This is a genomic window from Streptomyces coerulescens, assembly GCF_042657965.1.
Taxonomy (GTDB): Bacteria; Actinomycetota; Actinomycetes; order Streptomycetales; family Streptomycetaceae; genus Streptomyces; species Streptomyces coerulescens.
The window spans coordinates 25879-40653 of the sequence record NZ_JBHSKM010000016.1 but is presented as its reverse complement, the minus strand read 5'-3'; the positions used below and the strand labels follow the sequence as shown (position 1 = coordinate 40653).

The 14775-nt window shown below is 72.0% G+C and carries 10 protein-coding genes; 6 read left to right on the top strand and 4 right to left on the bottom strand.

Annotated features, from left to right (window positions below; all coding sequences use genetic code 11):
• The first annotated feature begins 5 nt into the window (after positions 1–5).
• Positions 6–2282: a polyprenyl synthetase family protein gene (locus ACFPQ9_RS21750; protein WP_380855526.1), complete on the top strand. Its 2277-nt coding sequence runs from the start codon at positions 6–8 to the stop codon at positions 2280–2282.
• Here ACFPQ9_RS21750 and ACFPQ9_RS21745 read toward each other — a convergent pair.
• The gene (locus ACFPQ9_RS21745; RefSeq protein WP_380856268.1) at positions 2279–4966 is read right to left on the bottom strand and encodes an AfsR/SARP family transcriptional regulator; all 2688 of its coding nucleotides are present in this window, start codon (positions 4964–4966) and stop codon (positions 2279–2281) included. The two genes, ACFPQ9_RS21750 and ACFPQ9_RS21745, sit on opposite strands and share 4 nt — an antisense overlap.
• A gap of 354 nt (positions 4967–5320) precedes the next feature.
• Here ACFPQ9_RS21745 and ACFPQ9_RS21740 point away from each other — a divergent pair, with 354 nt between their 5' ends.
• Positions 5321–6199 (top strand): alpha/beta fold hydrolase, encoded by an 879-nt coding sequence (locus ACFPQ9_RS21740; RefSeq protein WP_380855523.1) that lies wholly within the window; start codon positions 5321–5323, stop codon positions 6197–6199.
• Positions 6200–6219: 20 nt separating this feature from the next.
• On the opposite strand, the gene ACFPQ9_RS21735 is transcribed toward ACFPQ9_RS21740, so the two are convergent.
• Both ACFPQ9_RS21735 and ACFPQ9_RS21730 read right to left on the bottom strand, forming a co-directional pair.
• On the bottom strand, positions 6220–7194 hold the full coding sequence (locus ACFPQ9_RS21735; protein WP_380855520.1) for a TauD/TfdA dioxygenase family protein: 975 nt from the start codon (positions 7192–7194) through the stop codon (positions 6220–6222).
• A 127-nt stretch (positions 7195–7321) separates the two neighbouring features.
• Positions 7322–8872 carry a glycoside hydrolase family 32 protein gene (locus ACFPQ9_RS21730; protein WP_380855517.1) on the bottom strand — a complete coding sequence of 517 codons (1551 nt, stop codon included), beginning with the start codon at positions 8870–8872 and terminating at the stop codon, positions 7322–7324.
• 175 nt (positions 8873–9047) lie between these two features.
• On the opposite strand from ACFPQ9_RS21730, the gene ACFPQ9_RS21725 reads away from it, so the two are divergent.
• Genes ACFPQ9_RS21725 through ACFPQ9_RS21710 form a run of 4 tightly spaced genes read left to right on the top strand, consistent with a single transcriptional unit; the run spans position 9048 to position 13674 of the window.
• Positions 9048–10457, top strand: a complete 1410-nt coding sequence (locus ACFPQ9_RS21725; RefSeq protein ID WP_380855514.1) for an extracellular solute-binding protein — start codon at positions 9048–9050, stop codon at positions 10455–10457.
• Positions 10454–11407 carry a carbohydrate ABC transporter permease gene (locus tag ACFPQ9_RS21720; protein WP_380855511.1) on the top strand — a complete coding sequence of 318 codons (954 nt, stop codon included), beginning with the start codon at positions 10454–10456 and terminating at the stop codon, positions 11405–11407. Before ACFPQ9_RS21725 ends, ACFPQ9_RS21720 begins: the two co-directional genes overlap by 4 nt.
• Before the next feature lie 15 nt (positions 11408–11422).
• The gene (locus tag ACFPQ9_RS21715) at positions 11423–12277 is read left to right on the top strand and encodes a carbohydrate ABC transporter permease (protein WP_030950959.1); all 855 of its coding nucleotides are present in this window, start codon (positions 11423–11425) and stop codon (positions 12275–12277) included.
• The gene (locus tag ACFPQ9_RS21710; protein WP_380855506.1) at positions 12274–13674 is read left to right on the top strand and encodes a glycoside hydrolase family 32 protein; all 1401 of its coding nucleotides are present in this window, start codon (positions 12274–12276) and stop codon (positions 13672–13674) included. Before ACFPQ9_RS21715 ends, ACFPQ9_RS21710 begins: the two co-directional genes overlap by 4 nt.
• Here ACFPQ9_RS21710 and ACFPQ9_RS21705 read toward each other — a convergent pair.
• Positions 13637–14701, bottom strand: a complete 1065-nt coding sequence (locus ACFPQ9_RS21705) for a LacI family DNA-binding transcriptional regulator (protein WP_380856265.1) — start codon at positions 14699–14701, stop codon at positions 13637–13639. The two genes, ACFPQ9_RS21710 and ACFPQ9_RS21705, sit on opposite strands and share 38 nt — an antisense overlap.
• Positions 14702–14775 lie beyond the last annotated feature (74 nt).

Sequence of the window (14775 nt, the reverse complement as noted above, 5' to 3'; positions counted from 1 at the left end):
CGGGGGTGATCACCCCCGCGTCCTCCGCCCAGAGGCAGCCCTCCACCCCGACACCGCATTCACCCCCCGGCACGCCGCACTTCGGCGGCGCGCACCCGTCGGCCGGTGCCGAGAGCTGGTATCTGACCGGACATCTGCGTGACGAGGACGGCGCGGACCACACATGGGCGGTCGGCCTGCTGCGTCACCGCGACACGGGCGACCCGGCCGACGAGCCCGGCTACCGCCTGTACGTCCTGCACCGCGGTCCGGACGGCAACTCCTGCGGCACCTGGATCACTCCGGCCGCGCTACGGGCGCTGCGCCGCACGATCGACTCCGACGAGCTGCTGGACCCGCGGGTCCGCAGGGCGTTGTCCGAGGCTCTGGCGCAGGGCCCGATGCTTCCCGACCGGCTGCTGCGGGGGCCGGTGACCGCGTCGCCCGAAGGACTGGACCTCCGCGTGGGCGATGTGGCGAGTCTGCGTCGCGAGGACGACGGGACCTTCCGTCTGTCCTTTCGGGAGGAGACGCACTTCGAACTGCTTCTGACGCCGGTGAAGCCGGCTGCCACGGAGGCCGAGCCGGCGGGCGACTCCGCGGGAGAAGACGGCGCGGCCGGGTTCGCGTCGCTGTTCCTGCCCCGGCTGGACGTGCGGGGGACCTTGCGTACCGGCGAGGGCACGACGAAGCGGGTGGCGGGCCAGGCCTGGTTCCAGCACGGTCGGCGGACCGGCCACGACTCCGGTCCGCGGACGCCGGTCCCGGCGGCGCACACCTGGACATGGGCGGGCCTGCACCTCGACAACGGCTGGGAGATCAGCGCCACCGCACAGCTCCCCGAGTCCCCCGACACCGACTCGGCGGTGCTCGCCCGCGCGACCGCCGTCGCCCCGGACGGCGCCGTCAGCCATCACGCGATGTCCTGGGAGCCGCTGCGCCACTGGACCTCGCTGGCCACGCTCAACACCTACCCGACCGCGGTACGGCTGAGCGTCCCGGACCTCGAACTGCATCTGGACGTCACCGCACCCCGAACCCCCCACGAGGTCCGTACGTTCATCGTCGGCAGGGCCTTCTGGGAGAGCCCGGCCACCGCGCGCGGCACCATGGACGGCCTGCCCGCCACGGGCACGGCCGTGCTGCGGACCATCCCGAACAACACCATCGACGACATCGAGGGCTATATGCGCCGGGGGCACGGCATCGCCCGTGCCGAGGCCGCCGCCGTCTATCCGGACACCGCTGCGGACATCACCGGCGTCGACCTCCTGGCGGGCACGCACGACGGGACACGGCTCGACGCCACCGCCCACGCCCGGCTCCACCAGGCCCTCGCCGCGCCGGTGCTGCACCTGCTGAACAAGCCCGGACGATCCTGGCGCGCCTACGTCGCGGGCAGCGTCCTGTGTCTGCTGGACACCGACCCCGAGCCCTACCGCCCGCTCACCGCCGCCACCGAGATCCTGCACACCTCGGCCCTGGTCATCGACGACGTCCAGGACGGCTCGACCACCCGGCGCGGGCTGCCCAGCGTCCACGAAGTGTTCGGCACCGCCGCCGCGATCACCGCCGGCACGCTCGGCTACTACACCTTCGACCCGCTGCTCCAGCGCGTTCCGCAGGCCGACGCGGCCACCATGCTGCGCGTCTACCAGCTGTATCTGCGGGCCATGCGGGCCGCTCACGCGGGGCAGGCCCTCGACCTCGCCGGGCATCACTCCGCCTTCGACGAGGCCATCGAGTCCGGCGACCCCACCGCGCTGCTGGAGCAGATCCGCACCACCCACCGCCTCAAGACCGGGATGCTGGTGCGCAGCACCGCCGAGGTCGCCGCCATCCTCGGCGGCGCCGACGTCGCCCAACTCGCCGCGATCTGCGACTACTTCGAGAACGTCGGGCTGGCCTACCAGATCAGCGACGACGTCGCCGACCTGTACGGCATGGCCACGCCCGCTGCGTACCGACAGGGCGTCGTCGTCCGTACGCCCGCCCTGGACCTGATCAACGGGGCCGTCACCTACCCGGTGGCCCACGCCATCGGCCTCCTCGACGCACCCGACCGCCGCCGGCTGCACCGGGCCCTCCAGGTCCGCTCGGAGGCCGATGTCGCGGACGCCGCCGAGCTGTTGATGTCCTGCGGGGCTCTCACGGCATGCCTCGAGGAAGCACGGGGCATGGTCGACCGGACCTGGGAGGTCCTCGATCCGCTGCTTCCGCACACACCTCACAAGGCGATGGCGCGCGCCCTCGGCTGGTACGCGGCCCACCGGGGGCCCGAGAACGACCACGTCCCGGGCTAGCCGGCACACGACTCCAGGTACTCCGCGACCGGTCCCAGGGTGAGCAACCCACTTCCCGCGCCTGCCAGTTCGCCCGCCGCCGGAGTGAGAGCGGCGTGCGCGCGGGCCATGATCCGGCGGTCGCCGAGAGAGACCGCCGCCCGCGCGGTGAGGCACCACAGGGCCTCCTGGAGGAGGTCGCGCGGTGGTTCGGGCGTGGCGTTCAGGGCGTGGGCGGCCTCGGTACGACCGCCCCGTTCGAGCAGGAGCAGGGGGTGCACCCAGGGAGCGTAGGGCCCCCAGTCCGTCCGTACGTCGACGTCGACGTCGAGCGGCAGGGAGTGCCGCAGGCGCAGGCACAGCAGCGCGAGCGGGAGCAGACCGTGGGCCAGGCCCGGCATGCCTGCCCCGTTCAGCAGGGCGGCCGCGCTCCGGTAGGCCGCCTCCACCTCGGTCACCGGTGCCCGGCCTCCGGCGTCCAGTCTCAGGGCCGCGTACCAGCGGGTGAACACGCCGACGAGGGGCTGTTCGTGCCGTGCGGCCAGGGCATCGGCGGCGACCGCGTGGTGGTCGGCCGTGGTGAAGTCCCCGAGCGCGCTGCGGGCCTGGACGCGGACCAGGTGGCCGAGCGTCTCGAACGTGGACAGGCCGTGGCGGGCGGAGAGCGCGACCAACTCGGCGCCGATCCCGTCCCGACGGGACGCCAGTCCGGTGCGTTCGAAGCACTGCATGAAACCGGCGTTGAGGGCGAACGCCAGCAGCGCCGGATCGTCCAGCCGACGCGCGATCTCCTCGGCCTGCCGCGCGGCCTGCGGACCACGAGCGAGCCGGGTACCACGAGATTCCAGAGCGATCGTGGCAAGCAGCCGGGCTCTTTCCACGTCGTGGGCGCCGGGGGTGGTGGAGTGCCTCGGCGAGGTCGGGGACTTGGCGGAGTTGCCCGGCAAGGTCGGGGATTTCGCGGAGTTGCCCGGCGAAGTCGCAGACTTGGCGGAGCCGCCCGGCAAGGTCGGAGATTTGGCCGTGCCGCCCAGCGAATCCGCAGACTTAGCGGAGCCGCCCAGCGAGATCGGAGATTTAGCCGTGCCGCCCAGCGAATCCGCAGACTTGGCGGAGCCGCCCGGCAAGGTCGGAGATTTAGCCGTGCCGCCCAGCGAATCCGCAGACTCGGCGGAGTTGCCCGGCGAAGTCGCAGACATGGCGGAGTCGCCCGGCGAGATCGGCGGCTTCCCGGAGGACAGGGTGGTGAGGGCGGTCAGTGTGCGCTCGGCAGCGGCGACGACCTGTGCCGCCTGTTCCGGGTCGTCGAGGCGGGTCCAGATCGCCGGGACGTCGTAGGCGCCGATGACCCGGGCGGTCAGTTCCGGGTCGCCCAGCTCCTCGGCGGCGGCGACGGCCGCGACCCGGTGCTCGCGGGCGGCCAGCAGTCCGCTGCCGCCGGTCACCGCGAGGTTGCGCAGCAGACCGGTCGTGGACTCCAGACGGGCGCGGGCGTCGGGGGCGACGGTGCGGTCGTAGGCGGCGGCGACCTGCTCCCAGACCCGGCCGGCGGGGTTGGCAGGTGCGGGGGCGTCGCCGGTTCGGGCAACGTGGTCGGCTGGGGCGAGGTCACCGGTCCGGGCAAGGTCGTCGGCCCGAGGGGGGCGATCGGCCTGGGCGGCGTCACCGGCCCCGGCAGCCCGGTCAGCCCGGTCAGCCCGAGCGACGCCATCGGGCTGGACGTCATCACCAGCCCCGGCAAGGTGATCGCCACGAGCACGACGGCCGCCAGGGCCAAGTCGGTCACCCGAAGCACCACGGCCGCCAGGGCCAAGTCGGTCCCCCGAAGCACGACGCTCGCCCCGATCGAATCGGGCTCCCCGATCAAGTCGCTCGCCCCGATCAAGCCGGTCGCCCCGACCAGGCCGGTCGCCCCGACCAAGTCGCTCGCCCCGACCAAGCCGGTCGCCCCGACCAAGCCGGTCGCCCCGACCAAGTCGGGCTCCCCAACGACCCTGCTCACCCCGAGCCAAATGGTCGGCCTGTCGAAGAATGTCCTCCTCCAAGGCGCGCAGCCCGGGCCCGGGATCGATGCCGAGTTGGTCGGCGAGCAGGGTGCGTGCCCCGCGCAGCACCTCCAGCGCGTCGGCCTGGCGACCCGTGCGGTACAGGGCCAGGGCGAGCAACCGCCACGCGTTCTCACGCCACGGGTGCTCGGCAGCGTGTGCGCGAAGGTCCACGGCGGCCCGGTCGGCCTCGCCGAGGGACATCAGCGCCTCGGCTCGTAGTTCCTCGGCGAGCAGCCGTAGCTCAGTGAGGCGGCGGCCGTCGGCCCGGGTCCACGGCTGTTCCGCGAACTCCGCGTAGGCGGGCCCGCGCCACCAGCCGAGCGCTTCGTCCAGCCGCGCGGTCGCCGTCTCGGGCGGCAGCTCGGCGGCGTCGGTGACAGCCCGCTCGAACCGCCAGGCGTCGACCGCGTCGGTGGGGACGCGCAGGGCGTAGCCCGGGCCCTCGGTGACCAGCAGCCGGGCCGGGGTGCGGGGCGGGCGGGCGGGTTCGAGGGCACGGCGCAGGGCGGCGACGAAGGTACGCAGCGCGCCCACGGGGTCGGCGGGCGGGTCGGTCCAGAGGTCGTCGACCAGATGCGCTACGGGCACGACGCGGCCCCGGGCGACGATCAGCCGGGCCAGCACCGAACGGTGCCTCGGCCCCTTCAGGGCGATCATGTCGCCGTCCGTGTCCCAGGCGGTCACCGGTCCGAGTACGCCGAGGCAGGGGCCCACGTCTCCCAGGCTCACGTCTGCCACCCGCCCTCCGCCCTCCCCCCTCGCCACCGTCGCGTCACCAGACCACCAGGCCACCAGGCCACCAGGCCACCAGGCCACCAGGCCACCGCGGAACGGGTGACCCCCGTGGAGGTTCCACGATAGGCCGCCGCGGCTTTCCCCGATCACGTCGGCCGCGTGCTGAACTCCCGCCCGCACGGCGCTCCGCTGCCCATTCGTCGCTCATTCGTTGCTCATCCGGCCCGGGGAGGATCGAGGAACAGGATCCCGCCACTCGGAAGGAGCGGAGCCACCGTGTCCCCTGTCATCCCCGGCTTCGACCGTCACCGCGTCCCCGTCGCCGACGGAGTGTCCCTGCACACGGCCGTCGGCGGCTCCGGGCCGCCCGTCGTCCTGCTGCACGGCTTTCCGCAGACCCATCTGATGTGGCGGCACGTGGCCGTCGATCTCGCCGCCGACCACACGGTGATCTGCCCGGACCTGCGCGGTTACGGCGCCAGCGACAAGCCGGCGGAGACCGACGGCGGCGTCTACGCCAAGCGGACCATGGCCGCGGACATCGTGACCCTGGCCCGCGAACTGGGGCACGAGCGCTTCGCCCTGGCCGGGCACGACCGTGGCGCCCTCGTGGCCTTCCGTGCCGCACTGGACCATCCCGACGCGGTCACTCACCTGGCGTGTCTCGACGTCCTGCCCACCCTGGACATGTGGGAGGTGATGCACGGCGTCACCGCGGCCGTGGGCTTCCATCTGTACCTGATGGCTCAGCCGCCCGGCCTGCCCGAGCGCATGATCGGTGCCGCCCCGGACGACTTCTTCGGCCACTTCCTCGACCTCTGGACCCACGACCGGCATGCCGTCCCGGACGACATCCGCGCCGCCTATCTCACGGCCTGCCGCGAGGCGGTGCCCTCGATCGTCGCGGACTACCGGGCCTCCGCCGGCATCGACATCGAGCACGACCGGGCCGACCGCGACGCGGGGAACACGCTTCGGATGCCGGTCGGCGTGCTCCAGCAGGACTGGGGCGCGGCACTCGGCTTCGACGCCGCCGGGCTGTGGCGCGCCTGGGCACCGGATCTGCGGCACGCCACCGTCACCTGCGGCCACTTCATGGCCGAGGAGGCCCCGGACGACATCGCGAAGGCCCTGCGGGAACTGCTCGCACGCTGACCTCCGCCCGGCGGAGCCGGCTACCAGCGCCCCACCTCGGTCCCGACGATCGGCTCCGACGGCTTGCCGTCCACGCCCACCGGCACGTCCCCGGTGAGCATGACGCGGTGCATGATCCGGGGGAAGTCGAGGTGGGCGTTGTCGCTGGGCGCCAGGTGGATGGTGGCCCGGTTGTCCCAGAAGGCCACGCTGCCGGGCTCCCAGCGGAAGCGGACCGTGTACTCGGGCCGTACCGCCTGCTCCAGCAGCATCTCCAGGATCGCGGCGCTCTCGGGGCGCGAGAGGCCGTCGATCTGCTCGACGTAGTAGCCGTTGACGTAGAGCACGCGCTCGCCCGTCTCGGGATGGACGCGGACCAGCGGGTGCAGCGAGGCGACCTGACGGTCGAGCAGGTGGCGGACGTAGGCGTCGTCGCCGGGCCGGGCCTGGTAGCCGACGCCGAGGCGGTGCTCGGCCCGGAGGCCGTCCACGAACTCCCGCACCGGGGCGGACAGTCCGGCGTAGGCGGCCGCCAGGTTGGACCAGGTCGTGTCGCCGCCGTACGGGGGTACGGTCTCGGCGCGCAGGATCGTCGCGGCGGGCGGGTCGATACGGGCGCCGTGGTCGCAGTGCCAGCCGCGCAGCAGTGTGTGCCGGCGCCGCCGCAGCCACTCGTCGTGCTCCATGCCGAACTTCCCGCCCAGTTCCAGCCGGTCGGCGGTGGTCTCGATCTCGGGGAAGTCCGCCGGGGAGGCGCTGCCCCGCTTGCGCAGGACGACGGGTTCCCCGAACCGTCGCGCGAACGCCACATGCCCGGCGTGGTCCAGCCGCTGTCCCCGGAAGAAGACGACCTTCCAGCGCAGCACCGCCGCCCGGATCGCGGTGACCGCGGCGTCGTCCAGCTCACCGGCCAGGTCGACGCCCGTGATCTCCGCACCGATGTGCCCGGCGACCGGACGCACCTCGATCCCCTCGGTCTGCTCCGCCCCGTCCGCGGTGGCCCTGTCCCTCGTCATCCGCACGCTCCGTCGGTCGCCCGGCCGGCTCCGGTGCGGGCCGGTTCCAGGAAGATCGTGACAGCGTTCGGCGGGCGTGGCGACAGGGCCTTCGTGGGCGGGCACCCGGGCAGCCTTCAGCACCGCGTCACAGCGAGAACTCCCGTATCACCACGTCCCGGAAGACCGCCGTGCCATCGATGGTGAACAGGGCCAGCCCGGTGTCGAGCAGATAGGGGAAGGCCACCGAGGAGTGCGTGTGTCGGCCGTCGTCCACGAACATCTCGACGGACGTGCGGTCGACCAGGATGCGCAGCCGCACGCTGCGAGCGGCTGGGTCGAAGGGGCTGTGGCTCTCCTGCCAGCGGCCGGACGCGTCCGGGTTCACGGTGGGGCGGCGGTTGAGGAAGGCGTAGTCGCCGTAGATCCCCGCGTCGACGTGGCGGCTGCCGTCCGGCGAGCGGCGTAGCTGGAGGCCGGCGCCGGTGAGTCGGTCCCAGGTGATCTCGCAGGTCACCTCGTAGGTGGTGCCCCGGTAATCGAGCACCCGGCTGCCGGAGACCTCCAGGTCGCCGAGGTGCAGCGTGCGGGAGACGTGGTCGTCCAGCGCGGCGACCGGTTGTGAGGCCAGGTGGTACGTCCCGGAGGCGGAGCGTCTCAGGGTGATCTGCCGGACGATCGAGTCGGTGCCGTTGAAGCCGTCGCAGTCGATGGTGGGCGTGATGTTCGCGTAGTCCCAGTTGTTCAGCCAGCCCATCGCGTAGCGGACGGACGGGTCGACGGAGCCGTCCGCGCGATGGCTTTCGAAGGTGACGGCGGCGTACCAGTCCCAGCCGTGGTCGAGCCACTGCGGGTCGTCGGCGTCGGCGGTGAAGGTGGTGCCGTCGAAGGAGCCGGTCCAGTAGGCGTACGTGTTGGGCAGCCCGGTCCCCTTGCCGTTCGCGCTCACGCCGAGCACCCACGTCACGGTGCCGTCGTCGGCGGTGATGCGGAACAGGTCCGGGCACTCCAGGACGCCGATGCCGCCCTTGACGAAGCCGCTGACGTACGTCCAGGACTTCAGGTCGATGGAGTGGTAGAAGCCCACCTTGTCGTTCTCGGCGAGCGTCATCACCCACCGGCCGCGCTCCTCGTCGCGGATCACCTTCGGGTCGCGGAAGTCCCGCACACCGGGGTTCGGCAGCACGGGCTCGGTGCCGTGGTTGCGGAACGTGCGGCCGCCGTCGGTCGAGTAGTACAGGTACTGCGCCTGGGTCACCTCGTCCGGGGCCATGGTGACGACGACGATCACCGCGCCCGCGCCGAAGCCCGCGGTGTTCTCCGTGTCGATCACCGCCGAGCCGGACCAGACGTCGCCGTTGGGAGTGGTGTCCTTCGGTACGGCGATCCCCCGGTCCCGGAAGGTCACCAGGTCGGTCGTGGTGGCCAGGCGCCAGGCCGTGCCCGCGGTGGTTCCGCCGGTGAAATAGTCCGGGTTGTACAGGTAGTAGTAGTGGTACTCGCCGTCGATCCAGACCGGGCGCTGCGGGTCGTTCTTCCACTGGTCGGGGACCGTGAAGTGGTACTCGGCCCGGTAGCTCGCGCAGGTGGCGGCCGCTTTCCTGGGCTTCGCGGCGGCCGGGGACGCGGTCGGCAACAGGGCGCCGGAGGCCCCGGCTGCCGAGCCGGCGAGCAGGGCTCTCCTGGTCATCGCGGGCATCACACATCGTTCCTCTCGTCGGACGCGTCAGGCGTCGGGAGGGCGGCTCATGTGGACCAGGACTTTGCGACCTAACTCGTTAAAGGTCAAGGGGTTCACGACTCTTGACAGGGCCGTGACGGGCTTCCCATCATCTGGGCATCACTACTCGACTAACACGAGTTAGGCCCGCTGCATGACCGACTCGCATCCCACCCGCCGCACCCTGCTGCGGTACGGCGCCTACGGCGCGGGAGCCGCCGCGCTCGCCGGTACCGCCGCGAGCTGGGACCGGCTCACCGGAGCCGACATCCCCGGCCGGAACGACGGCTCGCTCGTCGTCGCCACACTCGGCCCCGCCTACGGGCCGGAGGCCATCCGTACCCTCACCGAGGGCTTCAAGAAGGTCCACCCCGACATCAAGCTGCGGATCAACGCCGTCCAGGCCGTCGACTGGTCCGACTTCTTCGCGAAGATCCTCACCCAGATCGCGGCGGGCACGGCCCCCGATCTGGTGTACGTCGCAACCGAAGGCGTCCAGCTGTTCGCGCAGCGCCTCGGAGTCCCGCTGGACGACTGGGTGAAGCGGGACGCCGAGGAGCTGCGCGAGTACTTCGCCGACGTCCACCCCTCCCTGGTGGAGTCGATGATGTACGAGGGCTCCCTGTACCAGCTGCCGGTCGAGTTCAACGCGGCCGACATGTACCTCAACCACCAGGTGCTGAAGCGGGCGGGCGCCGGCTTCCCCGCCGCCGACTGGACCCGCGACGACTTCACCGCGCTGCTGCGGGACATGAAACGGGCCAGCGGCTCCCAGTTCACCCCGTACTTCTGGACCAACCGGCTGTGGGGCGGTGTGGTGCCGTGGCTGTTCGCCAACGACACCAATCTGCTGGCCGAGTCCAAGGCGCCGGGCGGTGACTGGCTGTGGGACTCCTTCTACCCGGCCGCCGCACGGGAGGGCCGCGGGGGCGGTTACCGGTGGACGACACCGCAGGCCACCGACGCCCGCGTTGAGGAGGCGTACGACTATCTCGCCTCCCTCGTCCAGGAGGGCCTGTGCACCCGGCCCGAGGGCGGCAACGGCCAGAACCTGATCGGCGTGTTCTCCACCGGCCGGGTCGGCGTCACCCCGGCGGGCGGCTTCTGGGCGGGCGGTCTGCACCTGGCCGGGATGGAGGCGGACTCCTTCGACGTGCAGTACTTCCCGCGCTGGCGCACCCAGCGCATGCAGTTCGGCGCCGCCGGCTACGCACTGCTGCGCACCTCGAAGCGGCAGGAGGAGGCTTGGGAGTTCATCAAGTATGCCGCCCGCAGGGACACCCTGACGCGGCTGTTCTCCACCAACCAGACCACGCCCGCACGCCGCTCGATGCTCACCGCAGAGCGGTACCAGGAGACGGGCCCGCAGCACTGGCCGGTCTTCTACGACACCCTCGACAAGTTCCCCGACACCGGGCCGATCCCCGCGCCGCCGCAGGTCGCCGAGGTCGAGCAGGTGCTGCTCAAACACACCGGTACGGCACTGGCCTCCCGGCGCTCGGTGGGTCCCGCGCTGCGCCGGATGCAGGGCGATCTGGAGAAGGCCATGGAGCGTGACGTATGACGAACACCCAGATACCGGCCGTACGGCCGCAGCCGCCGGCCGCGCCACCGGCCCCCGCGTCCCGCCGCTCGGCCCGCGACCGCGGCACCCGCCTGCTGGCCACGCTGTTCCTCGCGCCCACGATCGTCGGCATCGTCGTCTTCACGGTCGTCCCGATCATCGGCTCCGTGGTGCTGAGCCTGTTCCACTGGAACGTCATCGACGACCCGAGCTTCGCCGGCGCCGCCAACTACCGTGAGGTCTTCACCGATTCGACCGTGCTGGTCTCCTTCGGCAACACGCTGCTGTTCATGGTGTTCGCGGTCGCGCTCCAGTTGCTGATCGCCCTGGTGCTGGCGCTGGCGGTGAACGGGCGGATGCCGGTGTGGCTGCGGTCGGTGTTCCGGTCGGCGTTCTTCTTCCCGCTGGTGCTGTCCGCGGCGTCGATCTCCGTGGTGATGAAGTACCTGTTCAACCAGGACTTCGGGGTCGTGAACTGGCTGCTCGGCCTGGTCGGGGTCGCCCCGGTGCCCTGGCTGACGTCGGAGAACGCGGCGATGGCCACGGTGATCCTGGTTTATGTATGGCAGCAGTTCGGGTTCTCGTTCCTGCTGTTCGTCGGCGGTCTGAACAACATCCCCAAGGAGATCCACGAGGCCGCCTCCCTCGACGGGGCGACCGGGCTGCGCAAGCACCTCGGCATCACCCTGCCGCTGCTCTCGCCCACGCTGCTGGTCGCGTCGGTGGTCGGCATCATCAACGCGCTCCAGGTCTTCGAGCAGCCCTACGTCCTCACCAACGGCGGTCCCGGTGACGCCACCCGCACCGTCGTGATGGTCATCTACGAGAGCGCGTTCGAGCAGCTCCGCTTCGGTGCTGCCTCGGCGGTGGGTGTGCTGCTGTTCGTGCTGATCATGGCGGTCACCGCCCTCCAGTTCCGGCTGAGCCGGCGTTTCGTCCACTACCAGTGAGCCGGTGACCTTCTCATGAGCCAAGCGACACTCTCCCTCAGCCGCACCCGGCACTCCCTCGCGCCGTGGGCCCGGATCGCCGGCCTCGCGGTGTGCGCGCTGCTGACGCTGGGCCCGGTCATCTGGACCGTCTCCACGTCCCTGCGCACCCCGGCCGAGGCATTCGACCTGCCGCCGCGCCTCATCCCGACGAGCCCGTCCACGGAGGCGTACAGCGGGGTCTTCGACCAGATCGACGTCTGGCTGCTCGCCCTCAACTCGACCCTGGTGACCGCGCTGATCGCCGTGGGTCAGATGATCACCGCCGGCCTCGCCGGATACGCCTTCGCCCGCCTCGAATTCCGGTTCAAGAAGCCCCTGTTCGGGCTGGTCCTTGCGACCATGATGGTGCCCCTCCAGGTCACGATCGTGCCGGTGTTCCTGGTGCTGAAGTCGATGGGCCTGACCGACACCCTGCTCGGTCTGATCGTCCCGGCGTTCCCGACCGCGTTCGGGACCTTCCTGATGCGCCAGTACTTCCTGGGCATGCCCAAGGACCTGGGCGAGGCGGCCATGCTGGACGGCTGCGGGCCCTGGCGGATCTTCCGGTCCGTGTACGCGCCACTGGCCGCGCCCGGTCTCGCGATCGTCGGCGTGCTGGCTTTCAACTACCACTGGAACGAGTTCTTCCGCCCGCTGATCCTGGAGACCTCGGCCCAGAACTACACGTTGCCGCTGGGCCTGGTCTCCCTCCAGGGCAACCTCGGCACCGGCTCCATCTCGGTGGTGCTCGCCGGTGTCGTGCTGTCCATGATCCCCGCCGTCGCCGTGTTCGTCGTCGGTCAGCGCCCTCTCCGCGAGGGCATCACGTCCGCAGGAGTCAACCGTTGAGCCTCGCAGCTCAGTGCACGGACCCGCGCGCCCCGCGCTTCCGGGTCCGTCCCCCCGCCAACTGGATCAACGACCCGAACGGTCCTTTCCGTTGGCGGGGCCGCCACCACCTCTTCTACCAGCACAATCCGGATGCCCCCGTGCACGCGAACGTCCACTGGGGTCATGTCTCCAGCGCCGACCTGGTCCACTGGGAACACCATCCGATCGCGCTCACCCCGACACCCGGCGGCCCGGACGAGGCGGGCTGCTGGTCGGGGTGTGTCGTCGACGACGACGGTGTGCCGACGGCCGTCTACACCGGCGTCGACCGGCACCACACCGGCGTCGGCTCGATCTGTCTCGCGCGGGCGCTGATGCCGGAGGACGAGACCCTCACCGACTGGCGGCCCCTGCCCGCGCCGGTCGTGACCGGCCCGCCGGCCGGCCTGGACGTGGTGATGTTCCGCGACCCGTTCGTGTTCACCCACGGCGGGCGGCGTTGGGCGGCTGTCGGCGCCGGGCACGCGGACGGGACGCCGTCGGTACTGCTGTACGACTGTGACGACCTCACCGACTGGCGATTCGCCGGGGTGCTGCTCGACGGCACCGACCCCGTGGCCGCGCACGCCTTCGGCGACGGGGCGGTGGGCTGGGAGTGCCCGCAGCTTCTGCGGGCGGCGGACGGTACGTGGGTGCTGGTGCTGTCGCTGTGGGACGGAAGCCCCAGCAGCACCGGCTATCTGACGGGTCGTCTGATCGCTGTCGGCGAGGACGGATTGCGCTTCGAGGCCCGCGCCGTGGGACGGCTGGACCAGGGACGGGACTTCTACGCGCCCGCCGTCCTCCAGGAACCCGACCGGGCGCTGCTGTGGGGCTGGTCCTGGGAGGCACGGGAACAGGCCGAGGTCGACCGGGCCGGCTGGGCGGGGGTCCTGACCGCGCCGCGCGTGGTGGACGTGCGTCCCGACGGTTCCCTGCGCGTCCTCCCGGCGCCGGAGCTCGAACTGCTGCGTGCCGCCGAGCCGTTCGTGACGGCAGCGGGCACGCCTGCCGCGCTGCCGGATGCGTACGACCTGACGGTGACCGCGTCCGGCCGCACCGGCGTGCGGCTGCTGCGGTCCGCCTCGGGCGCGGAGCTGACGGTGCTCGTGGACCCGGGCGAGGGCACGGTGACGCTGGACCGGGGTGACTGGCCGCGCACCGGATCCGAGGGAGCGGGGCCGATCGTGGTGCGGGCGCCGGCCGACGAGGTGCGGATCCTCGTCGACGGCTCCCTGTTCGAGCTGTTCGTGGGCGACCGGGCGATGGTCACCGAGCGGGTCTACCGGCGGCCGGACGACGTGGCCGAGCTGCTCGTGACCGGTGCCGGGGCCACGGTCAGTGGCTGGGAGCTGGTCCCACCGACGCACGGCTGATCACCGGACAGGCCAGACGCCGTACCGTCGCGGGCGGCGTCCGGCCCGTGTCGATGGCGTCGAGGAGCAGACGTGCCGCGGCGTCGCCCATCGCCCGATGCGGCAGGGCGACGCTGGTCAGGGGCGGGGTGAGGAACGCGGCCATGTGTTCCTGGTCGTCGTAGCCGACCACCGACAGCTCGCCGGGGACGGCGATGCCGAGCCGGGTCGCGGCGTGCAGGGCGCCCGCCGCGACCCGGTCGTTGTAGCAGAAGATCCCGGTGGGCCGCCGGTCGGCGGGGACGCCGTCCAGGACGCGCATCGCGCCCTCGTACCCGCCGGAGATCTCGCCGCCGGTGCGCACGACCCACTCCTTGGGCACGCTGATCCCCTCGGCGCGCAGCGCGTCCCGGAAGCCGCGCAGGCGGTCGACGGAGGCGATGTCGTCCTGGCCGCCGACCATGGCGACCCGGCGGTGCCCCGCGTCCAGCAGCAGCCGGGCCGCCGTACGGCCGCCCGCGCGCTCGGCCGGGATGACGGCGGGCAGGGAGTCGTCCTCGGGGAGGCAGTTGGCGAGGACCGAGTGGGTGCGGTGCAGGCCCTCGGGGACGCGGACCCGGCGCAGCGACATGGCCGCGTAGATGATGCCGTCCACGCGCCGGTCGAGGAGCTCGGCGACGGCCGCGTCCTCCTTGGCCGGATCACCGCCCGAGTCGATGGTCAGCACGAGATGGTCGCTGTCCCAGGCGGTCTCCATGGCGCCGCGCAGCAGCCGCCCCGCGAAGGGTGAGGAGGCGATCTCGTCGGTGACCAGGCCGATCACGGCCGTACGGCGGCGGCGCAGGCCGCGGGCGACCGGGTCGGGCCGGTAGCCGAGCTCGGCGGCGGCGCGGCGGATCCGCTCCTGAGTGGCGGGCGAGAGGTTGCCCTCGGCGCGGCCGTTGAAGACGAAGGAGACGGCCGTGTGCGACACCCCGGCGAGCCGGGCGACGTCCCGTGACGTCGGACGCCCGGATCCCGTTGCCTGCTTCTCCTCGGTGCCGCCCATCCCGTCGCCCGCCCTCATCCCCCACCCGTCCGGTTGATCAATCCTCACCTTATCCGTGACGCTGGGTGTACGGC

Bases quoted from the DNA above. Each gene is read 5' to 3' on its own strand.
- ACFPQ9_RS21745 (WP_380856268.1), bottom strand. From the start codon at position 4,966: ATGATCGCCCTGAAGGGGCCGAGGCACCGTTCGGTGCTGGCCCGGCTG.
- ACFPQ9_RS21735 (WP_380855520.1), bottom strand. From the start codon at position 7,194: ATGACGAGGGACAGGGCCACCGCGGACGGGGCGGAGCAGACCGAGGGG.
- ACFPQ9_RS21730 (WP_380855517.1), bottom strand. From the start codon at position 8,872: ATGCCCGCGATGACCAGGAGAGCCCTGCTCGCCGGCTCGGCAGCCGGG.
- ACFPQ9_RS21725 (WP_380855514.1), top strand. From the start codon at position 9,048: ATGACCGACTCGCATCCCACCCGCCGCACCCTGCTGCGGTACGGCGCC.
- ACFPQ9_RS21720 (WP_380855511.1), top strand. From the start codon at position 10,454: ATGACGAACACCCAGATACCGGCCGTACGGCCGCAGCCGCCGGCCGCG.
- ACFPQ9_RS21715 (WP_030950959.1), top strand. From the start codon at position 11,423: ATGAGCCAAGCGACACTCTCCCTCAGCCGCACCCGGCACTCCCTCGCG.
- ACFPQ9_RS21705 (WP_380856265.1), bottom strand. From the start codon at position 14,701: ATGGGCGGCACCGAGGAGAAGCAGGCAACGGGATCCGGGCGTCCGACG.